This is a genomic window from Salinispirillum marinum, from assembly GCF_042650105.1.
GTDB lineage: Bacteria > Pseudomonadota > Gammaproteobacteria > Pseudomonadales > Natronospirillaceae > Salinispirillum > Salinispirillum marinum.
Genome location: NZ_JBHSAL010000001.1, coordinates 396606 through 420350 on the forward strand (window position 1 = coordinate 396606; position 23745 = coordinate 420350).

At 54.9% G+C, this 23745-nt stretch carries 19 protein-coding genes; 10 read left to right on the forward strand and 9 right to left on the reverse strand.

Annotated features, from left to right (window positions below):
• The first annotated feature begins 93 nt into the window (after positions 1-93).
• Both ACFOSD_RS02000 and htpX read left to right on the forward strand, forming a co-directional pair.
• Complete coding sequence (locus tag ACFOSD_RS02000; RefSeq protein ID WP_380694151.1) at positions 94-1008, forward strand: Ppx/GppA phosphatase family protein; 915 nt, start codon at positions 94-96, stop codon at positions 1006-1008.
• 56 nt (positions 1009-1064) lie between these two features.
• Positions 1065-1904 carry a protease HtpX gene (gene htpX, locus ACFOSD_RS02005; protein WP_380694149.1) on the forward strand — a complete coding sequence of 280 codons (840 nt, stop codon included), beginning with the start codon at positions 1065-1067 and terminating at the stop codon, positions 1902-1904.
• Positions 1905-2106: 202 nt separating this feature from the next.
• Here htpX and ACFOSD_RS02010 read toward each other — a convergent pair whose 3' ends face one another.
• Positions 2107-2913, reverse strand: a complete 807-nt coding sequence (locus ACFOSD_RS02010; protein ID WP_380694146.1) for a metal ABC transporter permease — start codon at positions 2911-2913, stop codon at positions 2107-2109.
• The gene (locus tag ACFOSD_RS02015; RefSeq protein ID WP_380694144.1) at positions 2906-3646 is read right to left on the reverse strand and encodes an ATP-binding cassette domain-containing protein; all 741 of its coding nucleotides are present in this window, start codon (positions 3644-3646) and stop codon (positions 2906-2908) included. The genes ACFOSD_RS02010 and ACFOSD_RS02015 overlap by 8 nt, the downstream gene beginning before the upstream one ends.
• A 137-nt stretch (positions 3647-3783) precedes the next feature.
• Between ACFOSD_RS02015 and ACFOSD_RS02020 the strand changes: the two genes are divergently transcribed.
• From ACFOSD_RS02020 to ACFOSD_RS02040, 5 genes are all read left to right on the forward strand, one after another.
• Complete coding sequence (locus ACFOSD_RS02020) at positions 3784-4023, forward strand: TIGR02647 family protein (RefSeq protein ID WP_380694142.1); 240 nt, start codon at positions 3784-3786, stop codon at positions 4021-4023.
• 82 nt (positions 4024-4105) lie between these two features.
• Positions 4106-5050, forward strand: a complete 945-nt coding sequence (gene hemC / locus ACFOSD_RS02025; RefSeq protein ID WP_380694139.1) for a hydroxymethylbilane synthase — start codon at positions 4106-4108, stop codon at positions 5048-5050.
• A 7-nt stretch (positions 5051-5057) separates the two neighbouring features.
• Positions 5058-5807 carry a uroporphyrinogen-III synthase gene (locus tag ACFOSD_RS02030; RefSeq protein ID WP_380694136.1) on the forward strand — a complete coding sequence of 250 codons (750 nt, stop codon included), beginning with the start codon at positions 5058-5060 and terminating at the stop codon, positions 5805-5807.
• Positions 5804-6922 (forward strand): uroporphyrinogen-III C-methyltransferase, encoded by a 1119-nt coding sequence (locus ACFOSD_RS02035; protein ID WP_380694134.1) that lies wholly within the window; start codon positions 5804-5806, stop codon positions 6920-6922. Before ACFOSD_RS02030 ends, ACFOSD_RS02035 begins: the two co-directional genes overlap by 4 nt.
• Positions 6919-8100, forward strand: a complete 1182-nt coding sequence (locus ACFOSD_RS02040; RefSeq protein WP_380694132.1) for a heme biosynthesis HemY N-terminal domain-containing protein — start codon at positions 6919-6921, stop codon at positions 8098-8100. The genes ACFOSD_RS02035 and ACFOSD_RS02040 overlap by 4 nt, the downstream gene beginning before the upstream one ends.
• On the opposite strand, the gene ACFOSD_RS02045 is transcribed toward ACFOSD_RS02040, so the two are convergent.
• From ACFOSD_RS02045 to ACFOSD_RS02065, 5 genes are all read right to left on the reverse strand, one after another.
• The gene (locus ACFOSD_RS02045) at positions 8097-8837 is read right to left on the reverse strand and encodes a TrmB family transcriptional regulator (RefSeq protein ID WP_380694129.1); all 741 of its coding nucleotides are present in this window, start codon (positions 8835-8837) and stop codon (positions 8097-8099) included. The genes ACFOSD_RS02040 and ACFOSD_RS02045 overlap by 4 nt on opposite strands.
• Positions 8834-9562: a hypothetical protein gene (locus tag ACFOSD_RS02050; RefSeq protein ID WP_380694127.1), complete on the reverse strand. Its 729-nt coding sequence runs from the start codon at positions 9560-9562 to the stop codon at positions 8834-8836. Before ACFOSD_RS02050 ends, ACFOSD_RS02045 begins: the two co-directional genes overlap by 4 nt.
• Positions 9563-9861: 299 nt before the next feature.
• Positions 9862-11325 carry a 4-hydroxy-3-polyprenylbenzoate decarboxylase gene (gene ubiD, locus ACFOSD_RS02055; RefSeq protein WP_380694125.1) on the reverse strand — a complete coding sequence of 488 codons (1464 nt, stop codon included), beginning with the start codon at positions 11323-11325 and terminating at the stop codon, positions 9862-9864.
• A 67-nt stretch (positions 11326-11392) separates the two neighbouring features.
• Entirely contained in the window at positions 11393-11809 is a 417-nt protein-coding gene (locus ACFOSD_RS02060) for a c-type cytochrome (protein ID WP_380694123.1), read from the reverse strand.
• Between the two features lie 131 nt (positions 11810-11940).
• A complete protein-coding gene (locus tag ACFOSD_RS02065; protein ID WP_380694121.1) occupies positions 11941-13596 on the reverse strand; it encodes a hypothetical protein in 1656 nt (551 codons plus the stop codon).
• A gap of 126 nt (positions 13597-13722) precedes the next feature.
• Here ACFOSD_RS02065 and glgB point away from each other — a divergent pair, with 126 nt between their 5' ends.
• The 3 genes from glgB (at position 13723) to ACFOSD_RS02080 (ending at position 20923) form a co-directional block, all read left to right on the forward strand.
• Positions 13723-15894, forward strand: a complete 2172-nt coding sequence (glgB, locus tag ACFOSD_RS02070; RefSeq protein WP_380694118.1) for a 1,4-alpha-glucan branching protein GlgB — start codon at positions 13723-13725, stop codon at positions 15892-15894.
• Between the two features lie 6 nt (positions 15895-15900).
• A complete protein-coding gene (gene glgX, locus ACFOSD_RS02075; protein WP_380694116.1) occupies positions 15901-18018 on the forward strand; it encodes a glycogen debranching protein GlgX in 2118 nt (705 codons plus the stop codon).
• Between the two features lie 61 nt (positions 18019-18079).
• Positions 18080-20923 (forward strand): EAL domain-containing protein, encoded by a 2844-nt coding sequence (locus ACFOSD_RS02080; RefSeq protein WP_380694114.1) that lies wholly within the window; start codon positions 18080-18082, stop codon positions 20921-20923.
• On the opposite strand, the gene ACFOSD_RS02085 is transcribed toward ACFOSD_RS02080, so the two are convergent.
• Both ACFOSD_RS02085 and parC read right to left on the reverse strand, forming a co-directional pair.
• Positions 20884-21162 (reverse strand): late competence development ComFB family protein, encoded by a 279-nt coding sequence (locus ACFOSD_RS02085; protein ID WP_380694111.1) that lies wholly within the window; start codon positions 21160-21162, stop codon positions 20884-20886. The two genes, ACFOSD_RS02080 and ACFOSD_RS02085, sit on opposite strands and share 40 nt — an antisense overlap.
• Positions 21163-21423: 261 nt before the next feature.
• On the reverse strand, positions 21424-23670 hold the full coding sequence (gene parC / locus ACFOSD_RS02090; protein WP_380694109.1) for a DNA topoisomerase IV subunit A: 2247 nt from the start codon (positions 23668-23670) through the stop codon (positions 21424-21426).
• Positions 23671-23745 lie beyond the last annotated feature (75 nt).

Here is a 23745-nt window from a genome sequence, read left to right on the forward strand (position 1 = left end):
TTTAACAGCGCAAGAATATATCCTTTCCTTCCTGCTTCTTTTTCATCTCGTAACTGTTATATTTTGTTACACAACTCATTTTGATCATTCGTTATGTCCGACGAGTTATATGCGGCCATTGATCTCGGGGCGAATTCTTTTCACCTGGTGATCATGCGTAGGCAAGACAGCCAATTGGTAACCGTCGATGGCTACCGGGAAATTGTTCGTCTTGCCAGTGGCATTCATCCCGACACGCACCAACTTCGCCCCGAAGCGCGGCGTCGTGCCTTGCGTTGCTTGCAGGACATTCGCCAGCGCTTAGCACTACATTCCGTGCAAAAAGTGCGGGTAGTCGGCACCAGTGCGTTTCGCGCCATGCGCCACAACGCCGACTTTTTAAGCGCGGCGGAAACCGCCCTTGGCCTGCCAATTGAAATTGTGTCCGGTGAAGACGAAGCGCGGCTAATTTATTTGGGGGCAACCTGGGGTTTGCCCCAATCGCACCGGTTGGTGGTGGATATTGGCGGTGGCAGCACCGAGATCATCATCGGGCACGGTGCGGAAACCCAAATGGCCATCAGTTTGGATGTGGGCAGCGCGTCCTTGTCGGCGGCCTTCTTTCAGGCCAATCGAATCAATCAAAATCATTTAGAGAAAGCTCGATCGCATGTGAAACATTTGCTCGAGCGCCAGTTTAAGCCGGAACAGCTTCCGAACCATCCGCTCTTGGCGGTGGGGTCTTCGGGCACAGCGAAAAGCCTGAGTTGGGTGATGCGCTCGCTGCATTTATCGAACGGTGACATCACGCTGGATGGTTTAAGCCGCATTGCGCCACTGTTGTGGCAGGTACAAAATATTGATCAGCTTAGCCAGGTGTTAAACCTAAACGTTCGCCGCACGCATGTGTTTCCCGGCGGCTATGTAATCATGGATGAAATATTTCGTACCCTGAATATTGAACGAATGACCATCTCTGCCCGTGCCTTGCGTGAGGGCATGATTGTAGAGATGTTGCAAAGCGCTTGAAATTTCACCGCATCAGCCTTATCTCCTAATGAGTTTTCCACGTTGAGGGTTTTCCCATGCGTATCATGCTGTTCTTGTTAACGAACTTTGCCATATTAATCACCTTCGGGGTGTTTACGACCGTGGTACTTCCTTTGCTGGGTATTCAACTGCAAGGACAAGGTGCGTTGTTGGTCATGGCCCTGTTCTTCGGTATGGGCGGTTCGTTTATTTCGCTCTGGATGTCTAAATTCATCGCCATTAAATCGACGGGCGCACAGGTCATTAAACAGCCGCGCAATGAAGAAGAGCGCTGGTTGATGTCGACCGTGGCCCGGTTGGCGAAGCAAGCGGGTATCGGCATGCCGGATGTGGCCATTTACGGCGGGCAGGAGGTCAATGCGTTTGCGACAGGATCGAACCGCAATAATGCGTTGGTGGCGGTGAGCGTTGGGCTGCTGCGGGGCATGACGAAAGATGAACAAGAGGCGGTGCTGGCGCACGAGATCAGCCACATTGCAAACGGCGATATGGTGACGCTGACGCTGGTTCAAGGGGTAATGAACACCTTCGTGATCTATTTTGCGCGCGTGGTGGCCAGTGTGGTAAACCGCGGCGGGCAACAAAGTGGTCTAGCCTACTTTATGACGGTGATGGCGCTACAGGTGGTATTCGGCATCCTCGCCAGTGTGGTGGTGAACTGGTTCTCACGCCGGCGTGAATTCGGTGCTGATTTCGGTGCGGCGCAGTTGGTCGGTAAACAGAAAATGATTGCCGCGCTGCAACGCTTGAAAGGTGGCGCTGATTCGCAACTGGAAGGCCAAATGGTGGCTTTCGGCATCAAAGGCAAAGCGTCCGACCTATTCGCTACGCACCCGCCTTTGGATAGCCGTATCGAGGCGCTGCGTAACCTGTAGCATTCTTTAACGCAAGCCTGCCTAAAAGCGGGCCTAAAGAACCATCGCTGCACCGCCTGTGTAGGCCAAGGTAGCCAATACGGGGACGCCGTGAATCCATCCCTGGAGGCTTGTTTGCAGCATCCATGCTGCAACACACCCCTTAATTGGCTACCTTGGCCTACACAGGCTATCGACCGGGCGTGCTACCGCCGGAAACAGACTATCTGGCTGTTCTCAGCCTTTGCCACATCGCCGAACCTAGCCAAAGGGCAACAAACGCCAGTAAGGCGACCACCACGATGGCCGGGCCGGTCGGCCAATCCAAAAACCAACTGGAGGCAATGCCGAGCATAACGGAACAGAGCCCAATGATCGTCGCCAGGATCGCCATGTGCTCTGGCTCCCGACTCACCGGGCGCGCCGCCGCCGCCGGAATCAACAGCAACGCCGAGATCAACAGCACCCCGACCCACTGCATGGCCAGCGCCACAAACGCCGCCAACAGCACCATAAACTGACCGCGCAACGCACTCACATTGATGCCTTCGGCTTGCGCTAAATCGGGCGAGAGAATCGTCAACATCAAACTGCGCCAACGCATGATTAACCAACCCAGCCCGATGATCAACAACACCAGCAACAACCCTGCGTCGCTCCAGCGTACACTCAGTAAATCACCGATCAACAACGTATTCACGTTTGCCTGCGCCGACGATAAACCGTACACCACCAATAACCCCAACGCTAACGAACCGTGCGACAGCACCGCCAACCACGTATCGGCTGCCAGTGTGGCAATGCGCTCCGCGCGCCACAGAATTAACGCAAAGACCAACGTACCCAGCAACGCACCGGCCGCTGGTGTCCATTGCCAAAACAGGCCAAGGCCCACGCCCAACAGGGACGCATGCGCCAACGCATCACCAAAGAATGCCATGCGCTGCCATACCAGCAAACTGCCAAAAGGTCCGGCCAACAACATCAGCCCGCAACCCGCAAACAACGGTAGAAGCCACAGTTCAGTCATTGACGACCGAGCCCCCTTGCTCACTCAAATCATGCGCATGCGTATGATGGTGGTGATACACCCCTAATGTTGCAGCGTCACGGCGGCCGAAGATTTCCACAAATTCCGGATGATTTTCGATGGTTTCCGGGGTGCCATGACAACACACGTGATGATTCAGGCAGATCACATGGTCGGTCGCCGCCATGACCACATGCAGATCGTGCGATACCATCAACACACTGCACGCCAGGTCTTCTTTCAACGAATGAATCAGGCGATACAGTGCCGCCTCACCCATAAAATCCACCCCTTGCACGGGTTCATCCAACACCAACAAATGAGGCCGTTGTAACAGTGCACGCGACAACAACACGCGCTGCAATTCCCCGCCCGACAGTGCCGTAATATTGCGCTGGTGTAAGTGCGCTACACCGGTTTTTGCCAGCGCATTGTCCACTTCGATTTTCGGTGCCTTCACCTGCAAGGTCATGAAGCGTCCAACACTAATGGGCAACAATTGATTTAATGGCAGTTTCTGTGGCATGTAGCCAATGGTTAAACCGGGTTGGCGAGTGACTTCGCCCGTGGTAGGGGTTTCCAGGCCCAGCAGCACCTTCAACAAAGACGACTTCCCGGCCCCGTTCGGGCCCACAATGGTGACAATTTGCTGTGGTCCAATCGACAAGGAAATATGATCGAGAATTTTCTTTCCCTGTTTCTCCAAGCTGATGTTTTTGGCGGTTAATAACACGGCAGGTGCTCAGTAGGTTAGAAAGCTAACGCATCATACCAGAGTCCTAAATCCGCTCCTATGCCACACAAAAGATTGTGGATTGTTAATAACTCAGGTACACATAGAGCCTTCTTAGTGCACTCTTGAGGTAGACCATGGCATTTGCACCGGACCATTTGGCAGAATTGAATGTACTCGCCTTGTTTGATTCGGCCTCGCAACAGGTCGGCATCAAGATTCACCAGCACGAAGCCCCCGCCGACACCGTGGCCGCCGCACAGCGCTTACACACCAAAGGTTTAATCAGCCAGAGCGACGGCGGCTATTTAACGCCACTGGGCAGTGAAGCCGTTGAACTGACGCAAAAGTTACAAGCCATTCTGGCGAATGCCTAAGGCAGGCATTAAGGTCGTTGGTTGGTGCGACCGTTGCGCAATGCTACACTACGCGCCTCCATTTTTTACCAGATAGCATGCCATGAAATCCCATCTTCGCATTGCCACGCGCACCAGTCCTCTTGCCCTGTGGCAGGCCCAGTACGTCACTGATGCCCTGCAACGTCACCATCCTGAACTTACCGTTGAATGGGTAAAAATGGTGACTCAGGGCGACAAAATACTCGACGTTGCGTTGTCCAAAGTCGGTGGTAAAGGCTTGTTTGTGAAAGAGCTGGAGTTGGCTCTCCTGGATGGCAGCGCTGACATCGCCGTGCACTCGATGAAAGATGTCCCCATGGAACTGGACGCAGCGTTCTCCTTACCCGTGATCTGCGAACGCGGCGACCCTGCGGATGCGTTTGTGTCCAACACCTATGCCCGCTTGGAAGACTTACCGTCGGGTGCGGTGGTCGGTACGTCCAGTTTGCGGCGGCAAGCGCAACTGTTAGCCTGGCGACCCGATTTAACCATTGAGTTCTTGCGCGGCAACGTAGGCACGCGCTTGGGCAAACTCGACGCAGGCCAGTACGATGCCATTATTCTGGCGGCTGCGGGTTTAAAGCGCTTGGAATTGGACGACCGCATTCGCCAACGCATTGATTATGACCTGTCCCTTCCAGCCTGTGGGCAGGGCGCCGTGGGCATTGAATGCCGCGCCGATGACGCAGCAACACAAGCCTTGCTGGCCTGTTTGAACCATGCAGAAACGCACGCCCGCTTGTGGGCCGAACGGGCGATGAACCGGCGTTTGAACGGCGGTTGCCAAGTGCCCATCGCTGGCTATACGTGGCTCGACGGTCAACATTTAAAACTGGAAGGCCGGATTGGCTTTCCGAACGGTACTGGTCTGATCAAAGTCAGCCAGGACACCACGCTGGCTGGCTTGAACGACCAAGCCAGTGCCGAAGCCCTTGGCATTGCGGTGGCAGACGCCATGTTAGCGCAAGGGGCGGATGCCATCCTACGCAGCCTCGACCTAATGTGATCGCAGCATGCAGACTGTCATAGCGCTGACCAAACCCTTAGCTCAACAAGCTTCCTGGCAGGCCGCATTAGAAGCCAAGGGTTATCAGGTAGTGAATGCGCCCCTGATTCAAACAGAACACTTACCTGAAACAGCGGAACAACGTGCGGTTTGGTTGGACTTGGATTTATTTGCGGGTGTTGTTGTCGTCAGCCCCACAGCGGCAGCACAATTGCTCAACGCGCTGGACCAATACTGGCCGCAACCACCGCTCGGTGTGCATTGGGTATGCAATGGCTCTGGCACCGCCCAGGCGCTGTTAGCGGGCGGGTTGACCCCGGTACTTTACCCCACTCTCGGTAATCGGGCGGAAGACGTATTGGCACTGGCAGAATTGCAAGAAGTGCAAGGGCAGCGTTGGCTCATTGTGGCGGGCGAAGGTGGCCGCGATGTTACCCAGCCCGGCTTACAAGCGCGTGGCGCGCAAGTGACACGGCTGAGCGTTTATCGCCGTGCGCCACTCACGCTGGCACCAGCGGTGTTAGCAAGCCTGCAACAGCCGCAAGTGATTGTGCAGATATCGTCACAAGTAGCGCTCGATAGTTTGACTTCTCAAGCGTCGCTGGTTACAAAACAACATACCGCTTTATTGCTCAGCAGCCCCCGATTGGTCACACTGGCAGAGCAAGCGGGTTGGGAACGGCGGGTCATCGCCCCAGGAGCCAGTCTGGAAGCAACCCTTCAAGCGTTGAATTCACTACAGGAAACCACATCGTGAGCGCTGAACACCCACCGAAAGCTCCGAAGCAAGCGCCTGCTGAAGCAGCAACGACCGAACCCTCGGCGAAGCCTGCCATGAACAGCGCGCCTAAAAAGGTAGCATCCAAAAAGCCGACCGCCAACCGCGGGCGGATAACAGCTCTCATCGGCGTTCTGGTTCTGCTGGGGGTGTTAGGGACAGCGGGCTGGTTCGGCTGGCAGTTCTGGCAGCAAGAACAACAAAACCTGCAAGCGAACGCGCAGACACTCGCTGCTCTGGAGCAAGAGCTGGCGCAACAGCGCACCCAGTGGACGGCGCTTGCACGTCGCCTAGATGATCAGCAAGCGGCCAATCAACGCCTCAATGAAACACTCAGTGCGACGCAGGAAAATCTGGTCAACCTCGCGCAGCAAGTCAACGCCAACGATGGACTGCAAACCAGCGATGTCATCCGTTTGGAAGTGGAATATTTGTTGCGCACTGCGCGCTACATCGGGCAAGTCACTAAAGACACCGCACAGGCCATGGCTCTATTGCAACAAGCCGATCGCCTGCTCAACGAATTGAATGAAGTGGCGTATCTGCCCGTTCGTGCGGCCATCGCACAAGACATGCAGGCGCTGCGCGATGCCCCTAACGCCGACATCGACGGCCTGTACTTTGCGCTCCAAGCCTTAGAGCAAAGCGCCGTCACCTGGCAATGGTGGCCCGACCGAAGCCCCGCACCCGAGCAACCCGTCAACGCACCCGAAGCGGAGGATGCCTTGTGGTATGTCGCACTTGGGCGTGAATTACGTCAACTGGTGACCATCCGTTATCGCGGCGACATGACCGCCGATCGTCTACCACCCGAAGCCTTCCAACAGATGCACACGCAATTCCGCCTCTTACTGCAACAAGCACAAGTAGCCGCCATACAACGCAACCAAACACTGTATGCCGCGAGCCTGGACCAAGCGCAAGCGTGGTTTGCCACCGCCACCAGCCAGATTCCGGAAGCCCGCCAAGTGAGTGACCAACTAGCGCAACTTGCCGCGCAATCGGTCGCGGCGGTGATCCCGGATGTGGCGCAAGGCCTGACCGCCTTACAAGCGTTGTCGACCACCGAAAGCGCAGAGGACGTTGCCCCATGAAAATGCTGCGTCGCGTCATCATCGTTTTAACCGTGCTGCTTTTAGGCGGCGGCTTGGGGTATCTGGCGCGCCAAGATGCCGGATATGTGTTGGTGGCGTGGGGTGATCATGCCTTGGAAATGTCACTCTGGATTGCGCTTGCTGGCCTCCTGACCATCATTCTTGCTTGGTTACTGGTGCGGCAGATTTTGCGTATGTTTGGCCGTCTTCGTCCTGATCGGGCGCGGCAAGGCGTGAAGTCGCTGGAAAAAGGCATCATGTACTTTTTGGAGCTAAAAATGCTGCGCTCCAAACGCTTACTGACGCAAGGCGAACGACACAGCCCATTGCCTTGGGTTAACCAATTGTTGTTGGCCCGTATTGCGCAAGCCGAGAAAGACTACTCCACGGTCGCCCGCTGGCTGGACAAAGCCACCGAAGAAAACCCGCAAGTGGAACTCGCTTCCGGATTGTTGCTGACGCTGTCAGCCTATGAATCCAAGCAATTTGATCTGGCCTTGGCACACAGCAAACGGTTGAGCCAAAAATACCCGGATAACCCCTTTGTGTTGCGTCTGCTGCGCGATGTGCATGTGCGTCTGAAAGACTGGGATGCGCTGCTCGACCTGCAACCCAAACTGATTAAAGCCGGGCGCAAAGCCGTGGAGCCTTGGCAGCGCCAAATGATTCAAGGCATTCTGGAAACCCGCCCGGCCAATGCTGGCGCACGGCTGCAAAAATGGTGGCAGGTATTAACGCCACAACAGCAAGCTTCTGAAGAACTGCGTTACGATTATTTGCGCGCCTTGGTCGACTTAGAAAGCCCAACGGTGGCGAAAAAAGCCTTAGAGAGCGCTCTGAATAAGCAGTGGGATTCGCGCTTAGTGGTACTGTACAGCCAATTAGACACCCCACCACGGGAGCGCTTGGCGCAGGCTGAACGTTGGTTTAAAAACCACGAAACGGATGCCTTCGGCTATCTGGCATTGGGTCGCCTGTGTTTACAAGAGCAACTCTGGGGCAAAGCCAAAGACTATTTCAACGCGGGCTTGGCACTAACGCCGTTACCTGAATTGTATTGGGAACTGGCGAAGCTGGAAGAAGCACTGGGTAACTTAACCGAAAGCCATCGTTGCTTAATGGCGCTGGGTGAGAAGGTGTTGCAGTGTCCAAGCTTACCGCTTCCAGCAAAGCCTTAAAGAAGCTGCCAAAGCGCGTCGAATACGAGTTGCTGCGTATCCGCTACAGCGGGGGACTCAATCACCACCGCGCTGGGTAAATCACCTTGTTGCAGTGCAAACAACGCAACTTTAGGCGGGTAAATGGCGACATAAGCCGACGTGGGTTTGTCGGTCTTCAACCATTTCCGTTCCGACAACTCGGCTGGGTCACCCCCCTCGCCCACCGCAATAACGCGCACTTGAATGCCCGCCTTTATGCGTTGTTTGGTATAAGAGGGAAAAGGCTGATAGAGGTATTTCCGAACCGCACGTGACGAAATCACGCTATAGCTTTTATCTTTCTGCGCCCCTACGGTCGCCAGAATATCTTTAAGCACGCGCTCGATACCATCGTAACCATCGTAATAACGCACATCCGCCGCCCCCAATTCGGGGCGCAACTGTGTTAACTCGGGAATGATTTCACGCCCTAGGAACCCCACGGCGGTCTGCAGTTTTTCTTGCCGTTCTTCCGCCAGAACCATCAAACGTTGTGGCGGTTCGGCCGCAAAAAAACGTCGACGCCCCTTCGGAAACAGGGTCACCACGCCCTTTTCTTGCATGAGTTTTAACAGTTCGTAGGTCGTACCACGGTTCAAGTTGGCCGCTTGGGCGATGTCTCGAATAGACGCCGGACCGAGCTTCAACAAGCAACCATAGATCTGTGTTTCCCGTGGCTCCAAGCCCAGTTGCTGCAAGACCTCTACCCGATTCATCGCGGCGCAAACACCAGCATATCGCTAAAAAAGCGGGCTTCGTCAAGACCGCAAGCGGTCAGATAATCCAACGACGCATAAACCATATCGGGCGAGCCACAGCAAATAACCGAATATGCCTGCAAGTCGCCTAAATCCTCCCGGATACAAGCGTGTAGGTGATGCTTGCCGCTGTTCCACGTTTGGCGCTCGGAGATCACCGCCGTGAAATGCACCTGTTCGTGCGTATCGGCCCAGTGCTGTGCCAAATCGGCCATGTATAACGCACTCGCGGTACGAGCGGCCCAATAGATGTGGATGGGCCGCGTGCTGCGTTGCAGCAAGGCTTCGGTGACGGCTTTGATCTGGCTGAACCCGGTACCCGAAGCCAATAATAACACGGGCGAATCATCATTCGGCAAACGCCCGACGTGACAGTCACCTTCGCCGACACGCGCGGGAATAGTGGTTTCGCGGTCAATCTGCGACAACAAGGCCTGTGCACCCGCGTTTTCCGGGCCCGCCTCTACGTGCAATTCCAGATCGGCAGAAGGCGCATTGGCAATAGTGAAATATAACCCCTGTTGATTGGGCAACAACAACTCCAAATACTGCCCTGCCTGATAAGGCACCGCACGCTCTGGCAAAAACAATAATTGCTCTACACGACCGCCCAACGGACGACGCAGTTTTAACGTGAGATTAACCACGTTAGCCGGGGCAACGGGGCTTGAGGTGTCGGTCACAGGTGCTCCATCAAAAAACTGACTAAATTAGTCGGGTATTATAGGGGGTCGACCCGAAGCTGTCATCCTTGCAATCTGAAGAAACAGCGTTCCAGACGAACAGCAGCCAATTGGGAACTTATAAAGCCCCAGATGCGAAAACACGGCTAGGCAAAAATGGCCGAGGAAGCGCAGTTTACTCCACGTAAATATTCGCTACGCTCACCCTCCGGGCCGACCTATGGTCGTTCTGGCAAGCCAGTGAGCGTTCTGAGGGCATTTTTAACAACGCCGAATTGAGCAAAAAGGGATTTAGACCGTCACAGGCCGAGTTCGGGCCAGATAAGATCTACCTCTTTCTTAACATCATCTGCCATAACAATGGGCCGCCCCCATTCACGTGATGTTTCGCCGGGCCATTTATGGGTCGCATCCAATCCCATTTTGCTGCCTAAGCCCGACACCGGCGAGGCAAAGTCCAAGTAATCAATCGGGGTGTTGTCGATCATCACCGTGTCACGCTGCGGGTCCATACGTGTGGTAATGGCCCAGATCACATCGTTCCAGTCGCGAGCATTGATGTCGTCGTCCGTCACAATCACAAATTTGGTGTACATAAATTGGCGTAAGAACGACCAAACGCCCATCATCACGCGCTTTGCATGGCCGGGATACTGCTTCTTCATGGTGACGACGGCCATACGATAGGAGCAACCTTCCGGGGGCAGATAGAAATCGGTGATTTCCGGAAACTGCTTGCGCAGTATGGGCACGAACACTTCGTTCAGCGCCAAGCCTAAAATAGCCGGTTCATCGGGTGGTCGTCCGGTATAGGTGCTGTGGTAGATGGGTTGGTCGCGGTAGGTCATTCGTTCCACCGTGAACACCGGGAAGCTGTCCACTTCATTGTAGTAACCGGTGTGGTCGCCAAACGGGCCTTCATCGGCCATTTCATCGGGATAGATGTAGCCTTCCAAAACAATTTCGGCACTGGCGGGCACGTCTAAGTCGTGCAGGGTCGCTTTCGCCAACTCCGAGCGATGCCCGCGCAGCAATCCGGCAAACGCGTATTCGGAGAGGCTATCCGGCACCGGGGTTACGGCCCCTAAAATGGTCGCCGGGTCGGCACCCAATGCCACAGCGACAGGAAAAGGCTCGCCGGGGTACTTGGCTTGCCAGTCACGCAAATCCAGTGCACCGCCACGATGCGACAACCAACGCATGATGACTTTATTGCGCCCGATGACTTGCTGCCGGTAAATGCCCAAATTCTGCCGAGGCTTACCCGGTCCGCGGGTAATCACGAGTGGCCAAGTGATCAAAGGGCCCGCATCGCCGGGCCAACAGGTTTGCACTGGCAGCTTGCCTAAGTCCACCTCGTCACCCGTTAACACATGAGTCTGGCACAATGGCTTACTGATTTTCTTGGGTGCCATGTTCATGACTTGCTTAAAAATAGGCAGCTTTTCCCACGCATCCTTCAGGCCTTTGGGTGGCTCGGGTTCCTTTAAATAAGCCAGCAATTCGCCGATTTCGCGCAGTGCGCTGACACTGTCGGCACCCATGCCGGCAGCCACCCGTTCCGGGGTGCCAAACAAGTTGGCGAGCACGGGCATGTCGAACCCTGCGGGATGTTCAAACAACAGGGCCGGGCCGCCTGCCCGTAATACGCGGTCACTGATCTCGGTCATTTGCAACACAGGACTGATGGGCTGTTGAATACGTTTCAACTGGCCTTTGTTCTCAAGACCGGCGATAAACTCACGTAGGTCGCGGTATTTCATGCAGGCTCCTCGGACATAAAAAAAGGGCTCGAAGCCCTTTTTTGGAATCAATTTCGACCCGTCAGTATTAACGGCTGTTGTTCACCAGGTATTCAGTCGCAGCGGCGATTTCTTCATCACTGCAGTTACCACAGCCGCCTTTTGCTGGCATGGCACCGATGCCGCTGATCGCGTTTGCCACCAGAGTTTCTAAACCTTTATCGATGCGAGGTGCCCACGCACCGGCATTACCCATTACCGGTGCACCTGCGGCGCCCGTCATGTGGCAGGCCAAGCAGGCTTGCTGGTAGACAGTTGCACCGTCACGTGCGGCTTGCGCTACGGTCGTCGTGGTTACCTGAGCGGTGTCACAAGGCTCTCCACTGACACAGACATTGCCGCTTGGCTTGATGCGGTCAATCAGGGCATTGGTGTGAGCTTCGGTGGCCGCCAGTACAACGGTGGCGAGGCTGAGCGTTGCCAGAGCGAGTAAAATACGTTTCATGATCACTGCCTTAGTCGTTAATAAATGGTGAACTTATGCCGCGCACAAGCTCGGTAGAATCTGTGCCAAGAAGTATAGCGATAATCGGTCCACGCTCAAAGAACGATGCGGAAAAAAGTTTTTGTGCATCATTAGTATTCCATGCGATGGCTGATACCCAGTTCAAAGGCCAGCGCCATGAGTTCCGCCCGCCCCGGCATGCCATCGCGGACAAAAACCGGTGGTTCGCCAATCGGACCTAGCACGTCAATCCACTGCCCTTCACTCAGCCAGCGTTCGCCGCTCCACAAGTGCGTCCATTCACCCGCGGGCAAGTAGACCGCGCGCTCAATGACTGCGGCTTTAAGGATAGGTGCCACCAACAAATGGGGACCTAACATGAATTGATCCGCCGGTAGGCGCCAGGCGGTTGGGTCTCGCGGAAAGTCCACCCATAGAGGACGCAGCATGGGCACGCCCCGTTCCGACAGTTCGGTCAACAGGCGCACTCGATACGGCGCCAATGCCGCATGCAAGCGCGATAGCCTGCTGAGATGCACCAGTCCGGCATCATCGTCGGCCAACCGGTGATGACCCACTTCAGCGGGAGCATTGGCGTCAAGCACAAACATCGGCGAAAAAGCATTCAATTCCAGCCACCGCAAATGCAGCTCCAGGCTGCGCGGTTCTAAACGACCCAAGGAGAACCAGCTTTCATCACCACCGGTCACGGTATAATCCAGCACATCTCCCTTCAAGGCTGCGGACAACAGCGCCGGTACAGCACTGCCCAAGCCTTGATCGCCCCAGCTCGCGTATAGGGCAATGGCGTGTTGATGAACGTCTGCGATGGCTGGCGCACCATCACTCGCATCCGACGCTATGCGCATCGCCAAGGGTTGATTGGCCACCAATTCTGCGGTTTGCACAAGCTCTGTGCCGTTATCCGTGAACCACAGTGCTTCGCGAGCGAAGTAGTCGGGAATGGTCGGCGCGGCGTCCTGCAATCGACGCAGCAACTGCCGTGGATCATCCGCTTGCGCAATCATCACTTGGCCGGATGCCGACGCGGTCTCAAGCCGCCAGCGCTCAGCTTGGGTCAAATCCAGCACCGCCGCGCCAGCACTGTGTACGCGCCAGCCACGACCGCGATCGGACAGCATCGGATAAATACCGCCGTCAATGGCCAGTGCGGAATCGCCGGCCGACACAGTGGGATCAATAATCTGCTGGCGTGCCAAAGATCGCTTACCCTGCAACGCCGTTTGTTTGGTTTGCAGCCCGAAACCATGCACGATTTCACCGGCCGCCATGGCGCCTTCAAAAAAGGTGATTGCCACGTCAGGTGAAGTTTCCCAACTCAATAGCAGTCGGTCTTGTGCATCGACCGACACCTGAAACTCAATCGGATAGCTCTGTGTTCCGCAGAATAAAGTACCTGATGCCACCACTGCATTTTCCCGGCGCGCTAGCTCATACCACTCCTGCCGCTCACACACCGCAACTTGACGTTGATAGTTGCCCTGTTCAAGTTGCTGTACGGTAACGTCGTCTAGCCGCCGGGCGCCGTTCAGCCATGGGCCTGCCGGCACACTTTGCCAGACAATTCGGCCTTGTTGTTCAATCCGCCAACGCCGCTCTACAACATCCCATTCTATGTCGTGTGAACCCAACCGCCACTGTTCAGAGCGGGGCCAATTCACCTGTACGCCCCCTAATTCCACCCAACTAGGACTGGTGGCCCGCCACAGTAAAATGCTAAAGATGAACAACAGCACAGAGGCTAACAATAACAAACGTCGCCACATTGCGTTTCAGGCCTTATAGTGGAAAGCGGGGATGGATGGGTACACACTCATAACTCCGACCGTGAAGGTTTTTTGCGCCTATAATGCGCAACATCATGTACTACTCTGAAAGAACAGGACAGGAATATGGAACTTGCACAGGCGCTTGCCAGCGTACTCGAAGCCAGACCGTTTGACCACCTAGGGCTGCATTCTGGCCCTGACGGCAAAGGCTTAATCATCCGCACATGGCAACCGGAAGCCACCGCCGTTCGTGTGGAAGACCTTAAAACGGGCAAAGTGCTGGGTACCATGGAGCGCTTGGACGAGCGCGGTCTTTTTGAATTGGCGCTACCGAGGCGGCGCAAGGCGTTCACGTATCGCTTGCAGGTGTCGCACGGTGAGTACACGCATACGGTAACGGACCCCTATCAGTTTGTGCAACGTGCCATGACCGACTTCTTCTGCACCTCGGACACCTTATACAAAAACATGGGCGCCCAACTGTGCAGCGCAGAAACGGCAGACGGTCACGTGGTCTCCGGGGTGCGCTTTAATGTATTTGCCCCCAATGCGCGCAGCGTGAGCGTGATCGGCAATTTCAATCAATGGGACGGTCGCCGTCATCCGATGATGAGCCATCATGATGGCTACTGGCGGCTCTTTGTACCGGATCTAGGCGCCGGTGCCGAGTACAAATTCGAGCTGAAATCACAACAGGGTGATGTCCTGCCCCATAAAGCCGATCCATACGGTTTTTGGCATGCCCAATACCCCAGCTTTCATTCGGTGGTTTGGGATCACCAGCACTATCAGTGGCAAGACCAAAGCTGGCAGCAACGCCCGGTACATGACCCGCGCTTTCTTCCGATGTCGGTGTACGAAGTTCAGGCAGGCTCTTGGCGTCGCCATGACGATGGCACCCCCCTAAACTATCGCGAACTGGCCGAGCAATTGATTCCTTATGTGCAGGAGGTGGGCTACACCCATATTGAACTCCTGCCGGTCAGCGAGTACCCCTTTGATGGTTCGTGGGGTTACCAGCCCGTAGGGCTTTTTGCCCCGACCAGCCGCTTCGGCACACCGGATGACTTTAAATATTTTGTCGACCGCTGCCACCAAGCTGGCATTGCGGTGATTGTGGACTGGGTTCCGGCTCACTTCCCGGCAGATGCGCACGGTTTGGCCCGCTTTGACGGCACGCCGTTGTACGAATACGAAGACCCAAGGCGCGGCTGGCACCCGGATTGGAATTCCTTTATTTATGATTACGGCCGACATACGGTTTGTGACTTTTTGATTTCCAGCGCCATGCTCTGGCTGGAATACTTTCATGTGGACGGTATTCGCGTTGATGCGGTGGCTTCCATGCTCTACCTCGATTATTCACGGGAAGACGGGGAATGGGTGCCGAACGTCGATGGCGGCAACCACAACTACGAGGCCATTGCCTTTGTTAAGCGCTTTAATGAGGCGGTATACGGTAACTTCCCCGACCGCTACACCATTGCAGAAGAATCCACGTCATTCGCCGGTGTATCCAAGCCCACATTTATGGGTGGCCTGGGCTTCGGTTTCAAATGGAACATGGGCTGGATGCACGACACCTTGGAGTATGTGCAGAAAGACCCGATCTACCGGCAGTTCCATCACAACGACCTCACCTTCAGCATGATCTATGCGTACGATGAAAACTTCGTTTTGCCGCTGTCACACGACGAAGTTGTGCATGGCAAAGGTACGATACTGGACCGCATGCCGGGCGATGAATGGCAACAAATGGCTAACTTGCGCACCTATTACGCCTTTATGTTTACCCACCCCGGTAAGAAGCTGAATTTCATGGGCAATGAATTGGGCACCGGCACGGAATGGAACCACAACGGCCAACTGGACTGGTGGCTGTTGGAGTATGAAAAGCATCGCGGTTGTCAGCAACTCATCAAAGACCTCAATACCCTGTACAAAACCGAGCCGGCCTTGCATGAACTGGACAACGACCCGAAAGGCTTCCGTTGGATTAACCACAGTGACGCCGCCAACAGTGTGCTGAGTTTCTGCCGTTTCAGCAGTGCCGGTGAAACCCTTGTGGTCATTTGCAATTTCACCCCCACACCGCAACAGCATTACGTTCTGGGCGTACCCGAGGCAGGCCGTTACGATGTGCTGCTGAACACGGATTCCAGCTACTATTGGGGCAGTAATTTTGATGCGGGGCTCGGCTATGACAGCCAAGCCGAAGGCAAAGATGGACTCGACCACCGTTTACAGGTCAGAATACCGCCGCTCTCGACCTTAGTATTAAAGCGACGATCTTAATTATTTATGACCTCTACTGTTCATGCTGGCACGGCAGCCCAACCCGGGCTGCCGTTTCCTCTTGGTGCTCAACTCGATAACCATGGATGCAACTTTGCCGTTTACAGCCCTTTGGCGAGCGGCATTACCCTCTGTTTATACGATGACCAAGAGCGCGAAATCAATCAGCTTCCACTGACTACGCGTACCGGTAATGTGTGGCACATTTATGTACCTGGCATTCGTGCCGGACAGGCATACGGTTATCGAGCGCGAGGCCTGTTTAAGCCGGAAGAAAAGCGGTTTTTCTCGCGGCGCAAATTGCTGCTTGATCCTTACGCGCAAGGGCTCAGTCGAGCCGTTGAATACCACCCCAGTTTTGACACCCTCGCCAGCGAAGGCGAATTACAACGCAGCCCGCTGAACAGCGGCGAAGCCATGCCGAAATCGCTGGTGGTGGATCATCAATTTGACTGGCAAGACGACCAGCCGCTGTATACCCCGTGGACGCAAACCATCGTCTACGAAACCCATATCCGTGGCATCAGCCAAACGCACCCGGACGTGCCGCCGGAACTGCGTGGCACTTACTTGGGTATGGCGCACCCGTCGATCATTCAACATTTAACCGAATTGGGCATTACCGCCGTACAGATCATGCCCATTCATGCCGCCATGTCGGAGCCTCGTTTACAAGGCCTTGGGCTGCGCAACTACTGGGGCTACAACCCCATCAACTGGTTCGCGCCCGACCCACGCTACGCGGTGGCCGACGCCATTACCGAATTCAAGACGCTCGTGCGCTCACTTCACCAAGCGGGCATCGAAGTGCTGTTGGATGTGGTGTACAACCACACCGCTGAAGCCGGACTGGACGGCACCACCTTGAGCCAAAAAGGTCTAGCGGCCGATCGCTTCTATCGCTTCGACGGCCCTGGCACCCGGTTCATCAACGATTCCGGCTGCGGTAACACGGTTAACGTGCACCAGACTTCCACGCTAAAAATGGTCATGGATAGCCTACGGTTGTGGGTAGAACAGTATCACGTTGACGGTTTCCGGTTTGATTTGGCCGCCACGTTAGGGCGCGAGGCCAGAGACTTTTCGCCCCATGCAGCCTTCTTTAAGGCCGTCGCGCAAGACCCGGTCCTGAGCCGCACCAAACTGATTGCCGAGCCATGGGACATTGGCCCGAATGGCTATCAACTGGGGCAATTCCCGGATCATTGGTACGAATGCAATGACCAGTTCCGCGATACCGTGCGTGCGTTTTGGCGCGGAGATCATGGCCTACTGCCAGATTTTTGCACGCGCTTGATGGGCTCACGCGATCGCTTGCAGAAAGGCATCCGGGCGTTATCGACCAGCCTCAACTACGTCACCTATCACGACGGCTTCACGTTGCAGGACTTGGTGTCCTACGAACACCGGCACAACGAAGCCAACAAAGAACAAAACCGCGACGGACACGGACACAACCTCAGCGCTAATTATGGCGTTGAAGGCCCGACCAATGACCCGGCCATTACCGCCCTGCGCGCCCAGCAAAAGCGGAATCTGCTGGCCACCCTATTGTTGTCTCAAGGTGCGGTGCATTTGTTGGGCGGCGATGAAATCGGTCGTACCCAACGCGGTAATAACAACGCTTACTGCCAGGACAACGCCATCAGTTGGTACGACTGGTCACAGCCGGATTTGGAACTTTACCGCTACGTACAGCATCTCATTCACATTCGGCAAAGTTCTACGCTCTTTCATGATTTGATCTTCAGCCCGGAACAAATTCTGGAAGAACCGGCGCAGAGCGATGCCGTACATTGGTTCAATTCCCAGGGTGAACCGATGAGCATTCAGGACTGGCATAACGCGGAAAACCAAACCATTGGCCTGCTCCTGTCGTCGACCGTGGCGAACCTACAAAGTGAATTAAGCGCTTGCGCCGAGCGTTTTATCTGGCTAATCAATGCCAGCACCAAGCCGTGTGCCTTCCATTTCCCCGGTCATGCCAAGCTTGCTTGGCAGACGTTACTGGATACGCGCGCGGCTACGCCGCCACCCGTGAGCGACGAAAAAATACGGGATCAATACCGCACAGAACCACGAACCATGGTGCTGTTGAGCCAACCCAATGCCTTGGATCAGTGATCAAAATAATCCTGTGCTACACTGAGTTGGACTCTTTTTTAGATTGGCCGGGACGCACGGTATGCCGACACGACGACTGTTGGGAACTGTACTGTCGGTGTTACTGGGCTGGCCTTGGCTGGTGGCCGCAGAACCCTTACAGCGCATCAACATAACCACTGAAACACAGCCTATCGGTTTGCCCGGTAGGCTGAACGGGCAGTTTGTTGAACTGGTCAACCCCTTGGCGGAAACCACCCACTGGGTGCTGGTGGCGCATGAACCGCTGCTGGGCAGTTTTGAGGTACAGTGGAAAGCCCGCACCTTGAACGAAAACCGGGGTTCCGCGTCACTTTACCTACCGCAGCGCATCCAGCTAGGTTCACAACACCCCGATCCACCAAGCCGCCGCCCGGATGTGCTCTGGGCCGTCGCCATTGAGCTACCGCCCCTCAGCACAACGGAACTGCGCTGGTCCTTACAAAACGTAGGCCACGCACAAGTACCGGTCACCTTGGTCGACGCTGACGATTATGAACGGCAGCGCCTTTGGCGTTTAGTAAGCCTCGGAGCATTCCATGGCATTCTATTGCTGATCACGCTTTACAGTGTCTTGTTGTATTTCACCACCCAAAAACGCTTCTACCTGTTCTATACCGTTTTGGGTGTGGTCATGAACCTGTATTTTCTGTCCAGCGGTGGGTTATGGAATCTGCTTCCCGGCTTGCTGCCGAATACCTGGTCACACCGCTTGATGCTGGTCTGTATTGGTTTACACATCACACTGGTCGCTGCAACGCCTGTGGTGTTGCGGCAGCGGCGCAACAACGCCCCGTCGCAGTGGCGTGAACGTGCCCTGATATTGGGTGCCATCGTGGCACTGTTCACCCTACTGCAAGCATTTACACCCTGGTATGTCAGCATGACGCTCCCTTCCTTGGGGGTCGCGCTGGTGGTTACCATTATGGTAACGGTTTACTACGGGACTCTTTGGCTGCACCAACAACGTGATGCCTTTCGCTTGGTGAGCATCGCTTGGGCGATCTATTCCTTGGGTATCGTTCTGGTGCTGAGCAACCGTCTGCAATGGCTGCCCCGCAACCTTTGGACTGACTATGGAATTCACATAGGTGCACTGAGCACCTTCTCGCTGCTGTACGTGTCCTTAAACAATCAAATGCGCCGCGAGCGTGATCGTCGTATCGCGGCGCAACAATCGTCCATAAATCATTTAATGCGCTTTCAACGGCTGTACATGAACGCCGAAGAAGGTTTTGTAACGGTCACACCCGAAGGTGTTCTGGTAGACGCTAATCCCGCATTTTGTCGTTTCTTTGACTGCGAAAACTTTCGCGAACTGAACACGAGCGGGCAGCTTGACCTAACCCTGATGTTGAAAGACCCGGAAGACTTCGAAACACTGCGCCATGAAGTGCAAACCCTGGGCAAAATGCAAGGCCGTGAAATGCGCTTGCAGACCGCCGAACAACGGGAACTCTGGATGCTGGTGCTGGCATGGCATGAAGATGCGCCCGGCAGAGGTGCCATAAAATGCAGTTTCATTGACATTACCGGCCGCAAAGCGTTTGAACAGCGATTGCAGTATTTAGCGACCCACGACCCGCTGACCGGCCTGTTAAACCGCCGGAGCTTTCTCTCCGCCATTCAAAAAGCTGTGGATGAACACAACCAGCCGAATGGGCGCTGGGGTCTGCTGTGCATCAATCTTGATAACTTTCGCTTGATCAACACCCAATGCGGACACGAACAGGGCGACCAAGCGCTGGCCCAGTTTGCTGCACAGTTACAAGCCACCTTGCCCATCGGCAGCATGACTGCGCGTACCGGAGCGGACGAATTCGCGGCTTTACTGCCCCAGGCCGAAAACAGTACGGCAATGGATATCGCGGAACGGCTGCGCAAAGCAACCACCGATATTGCGTTCATTCACCAAAACAAACCCTACAATTTTGCCGCCAGTATTGGTGTGACAACCTTCTCTCCCGGCAAAAAAACCGCCGATGACATACTGGCGCGGGCCGACACCGCCTGTCAGGCGGCCAAAGAACAAGGAGGCAACCATGTTAATTTCTACACCGAAACCGACGCCGATTTGCAGCGCCGCCAAACCATGTCGGCTTGGGTATCTGAACTGTACAGCGCCCTCACCGACAACCGCTTCTTGTTGACTCGGCAAATCATTCAGCCTTTGTCATTCAATGAACCAGGGACGCATTACGAAGTTCTTTTGCGCTTGCGCTTACCTGACGGACGCATCGCCGCACCGGGCGAGTTTCTGCCTGCTGCTGAACGCTATGGCTTGATGGAAGCCATTGACCGCTGGGTGATCGAGCATTTCTTTCAGTGGCTGCAGCAACATCCGCACCAATTAGCTGCCCTGCACCGCGCCAGCGTAAACCTGAGCGGGCAGTCGCTCAGCGCACCCGATAGCATTCGGTTCATTCGACAACAGTTTCAGCGGTACGACATACCACCAGAGAAGATATGTTTTGAAATAACGGAAAGCATGGCGGTAACACGCATAGACGTAACCCAGCAATTTATCGCCGAACTGCGCAACGATGGCTGCTCTTTTTCGCTGGATGATTTTGGCACCGGTTATTCGTCCTACGGCTATTTAAAGCAACTGCCTGTGCAATACTTAAAAATTGACGGCAGTTTCGTACGCAACATGCTCACCACGGCATCGGATTACGCCATGGTGAAGTCCATTCACGATGTTGCGCAGAGCATGAATTTGCAAACCATTGCCGAATTTGTGGAAAACGATGAGCTGCGCTACGCACTAAAGGAACTCGGGGTGCATTTCGGGCAGGGCTACGGCATCAGCAAGCCGGAGTTACTGCCCGATCAAAACAGCGAGGATCAATATTCTTCGTCTTTGTCACGAAAGGAAATCACCTGAGCCACCGCTTCATCGACGGCTTTTTGCACCTTCTTACGCATTTCAATACGCTCGGGCGTGGTCAGGAAGAACGCCATATCCACCGAATGGCGATAATACCGTGCGGGCAAGTGGTTCAGCGCCAAGCAGGCGATATCGTTAAACTCGTCTTTGCTTAGGCCCTGATCTGAATGCTCATTGATGATGAAGTCCACCACCAGATCTTCATAGAAATTACTGATGTCAGCTTTAATCGTCATAGTTTCGTCGTCTCATAGTCAATGTTGGGAACCAATGGCCTAGGATTATTTCCAAGGCTACCATGGCATACCCCTAGGCCTGTTTACGGGACGCCGTGAATACATCCATGTAGGCTCGACTGCGGCATCCATGCCGCAGCACGCCCGTGCACAGTCCTAGGGGTATGCCATGGTTAGCCCAGAAAGCCCGGCACCGCACATATCCAGCAGGTCGATGTCGATAATGCTCGACCTCTGCCCAGCCAATAATAGTGTAGTCGACTATCCTAGCGACATGCCATCAACGCGTTGAAAACCGCGTGGTAATTTATTACCGCGGCGTCCGCGCTCGCCTATATAGTGCGCTAAATCTGCGCCTTTCAGGGTGAGCGTGCGCTTGCCCGACTGCAACACCAACGCATCGTCAGGCATCAATACCGCCATACCCACCACGAATTCTTCGCCAGAGGCCACACGGGACGCCGGAACGTTCAGCATCTTATTGCCCTTACCTTTTGCCAATTGTGGCAAATCACGCACCGGGAAAAGCAATAAGCGCCCTTCATTCGACGCCACGGCCAACAAGCTGTGGTTCAGATCGGAAATTCTTTGCGGCTGCATCACCTGCGCGCCCTCCGGTAATGTCAGCATCGCCTTACCGTTCTTGTTTTTACCTAACAGCTGCTCATATTGGGTGACAAAACCATAGCCTGCTGTGCTGCCCAGCACATACATCGCCTCCGGGTCATCCAACAGTAAGCCTTTGAAGGCGCAACCCGGTGGCAAGGTCAAACGCCCGGATACCGGCTCGCCTTGTCCGCGCGCGCTGGGTAACGTATGTGTTGGCAACGAATATGCCCGACCGGTATGGTCGAGCAACACCGTGGACTGGTTTGAGCGCCCCAACGCAGCCATGGCAAAGCGGTCACCCGACTTATAACTTAACCCTTCGGCATCCAATTCATGGCCTTTGCCTGACCGTATCCAACCCTTGTCCGACAGCACTACGGTGACCGGTTCATTGGGCATCAAATCCATTTCGCTGAACGCCGAAGCCTCACGGCGCACCACCAAGGGGCTGCGTCGCTCATCGCCATAGGTTTCCGCATCGGCCAACAGTTCTTTTTTGATCAACTGACGTAAACGCGCTTCCGAGCCCAAAATCTTTTCCAGCTTCTCGCGCTCGGCTTGCAATTCATCCTGCTCGCCGCGAATCTTCATTTCTTCCAAGCGCGCCAAATGGCGTAATTTCAAGTCCAGAATTGCGTCGGCTTGGATGGCACTCAAGCCGAATCGGCGCATCAATTCCGCTTTTGGCTCGTCTTCATGGCGAATGATGGCAATGACTTCATCTATGTTCAGATACGCCACCAGCAAGCCGTCTAAAATGTGCAGACGATCCAGTACCTTGTCCAACCGATACTGCAAACGCCGCCGCACCGTGGACTGCCGGAAGGTCAGCCATTCGCTCAAGATGCCACGCAAATCCCGCACGGCAGGCCGACCGTCCAAACCAATGAGGTTTAGGTTGACGCGATAACTTTTTTCCAAATCGGTGGTGGCGTAGAGATGGTTCATCAAGCCATCCACATCAATACGATTGGAGCGCGGTGTAATGACCAGACGGGTCGGATTTTCATGGTCGGATTCATCCCGCAAATCCGACACCATGGGTAATTTTTTGGCCTGCATTTGCGCGGCTATTTGCGTCAGCACCTTGCTCGGTGATGACTGAAACGGCAATTCCGTGATGATGATGTCGCCGTCATCCACTTCATAAATGGCCCGCGCTCGCACACTTCCCTTGCCGGTTTGATAGATTTTCTCTAGCTCGTCCCGCGGGGTAATGATTTCCGCCTTGGTGGGATAGTCCGGTCCTTTGACGTGCAACATTAAATCTTGGTTGGTGGCGCCCGGTGCATCCAATAAATGCACACAAGCCGATACAATTTCACGCACATTATGCGGTGGGATATCCGTTGCCATGCCCACGGCAATCCCCGTGGTGCCGTTCAGCAACACATGCGGCAGGCGTGAGGGCAGAATTTCCGGCTCGTCGAGCGTGCCATCAAAATTGGGCACCCAATCGACCGTGCCCTGCCCCAGCTCACTCAACAACGTATCAGCAAAGGCCGCCAAACGTGATTCGGTATAACGCATCGCGGCGAAGGATTTCGGGTCGTCCGGTGAACCCCAGTTACCCTGTCCGTCCACCAACGGGTAGCGATAGGAAAAAGGCTGTGCCATCAACACCATGGCTTCGTAACAGGCGCTGTCGCCGTGCGGGTGAAATTTACCCAACACATCGCCCACCGTACGGGCCGATTTTTTATACTTGGCGGTATTCTTCAGCCCTAATTCGCTCATGGCGTATATGATGCGCCGCTGTACGGGTTTCAAACCATCGCCAATGTGCGGCAGGGCACGATCCAGAATGACGTACATCGAATAATCGAGGTACGCTTTTTCGGTGAATTGCGCGAGTGAAATGCGCTCTACGCCATCCTGGTCGATGATGATATCGGTCATATGTCTCGTTATCCGTTTCGCACTAAAGAAATAAATTCGTCGGGTTAATTACCGTGTGGCGACAGTGTACTGGGC

Coding starts and splice junctions, on each gene's coding strand:
- ACFOSD_RS02000 (WP_380694151.1), top strand. CDS start 94: ATGTCCGACGAGTTATATGCGGCCATTGATCTCGGGGCGAATTCTTTT.
- htpX (WP_380694149.1), top strand. CDS start 1,065: ATGCGTATCATGCTGTTCTTGTTAACGAACTTTGCCATATTAATCACC.
- ACFOSD_RS02010 (WP_380694146.1), bottom strand. CDS start 2,913: ATGACTGAACTGTGGCTTCTACCGTTGTTTGCGGGTTGCGGGCTGATG.
- ACFOSD_RS02020 (WP_380694142.1), top strand. CDS start 3,784: ATGGCATTTGCACCGGACCATTTGGCAGAATTGAATGTACTCGCCTTG.
- hemC (WP_380694139.1), top strand. CDS start 4,106: ATGAAATCCCATCTTCGCATTGCCACGCGCACCAGTCCTCTTGCCCTG.
- ACFOSD_RS02030 (WP_380694136.1), top strand. CDS start 5,058: ATGCAGACTGTCATAGCGCTGACCAAACCCTTAGCTCAACAAGCTTCC.
- ACFOSD_RS02040 (WP_380694132.1), top strand. CDS start 6,919: ATGAAAATGCTGCGTCGCGTCATCATCGTTTTAACCGTGCTGCTTTTA.
- ACFOSD_RS02045 (WP_380694129.1), bottom strand. CDS start 8,837: ATGAATCGGGTAGAGGTCTTGCAGCAACTGGGCTTGGAGCCACGGGAA.
- ubiD (WP_380694125.1), bottom strand. CDS start 11,325: ATGAAATACCGCGACCTACGTGAGTTTATCGCCGGTCTTGAGAACAAA.
- ACFOSD_RS02060 (WP_380694123.1), bottom strand. CDS start 11,809: ATGAAACGTATTTTACTCGCTCTGGCAACGCTCAGCCTCGCCACCGTT.
- ACFOSD_RS02065 (WP_380694121.1), bottom strand. CDS start 13,596: ATGTGGCGACGTTTGTTATTGTTAGCCTCTGTGCTGTTGTTCATCTTT.
- glgB (WP_380694118.1), top strand. CDS start 13,723: ATGGAACTTGCACAGGCGCTTGCCAGCGTACTCGAAGCCAGACCGTTT.
- glgX (WP_380694116.1), top strand. CDS start 15,901: ATGACCTCTACTGTTCATGCTGGCACGGCAGCCCAACCCGGGCTGCCG.
- ACFOSD_RS02080 (WP_380694114.1), top strand. CDS start 18,080: ATGCCGACACGACGACTGTTGGGAACTGTACTGTCGGTGTTACTGGGC.
- ACFOSD_RS02085 (WP_380694111.1), bottom strand. CDS start 21,162: ATGACGATTAAAGCTGACATCAGTAATTTCTATGAAGATCTGGTGGTG.
- parC (WP_380694109.1), bottom strand. CDS start 23,670: ATGACCGATATCATCATCGACCAGGATGGCGTAGAGCGCATTTCACTC.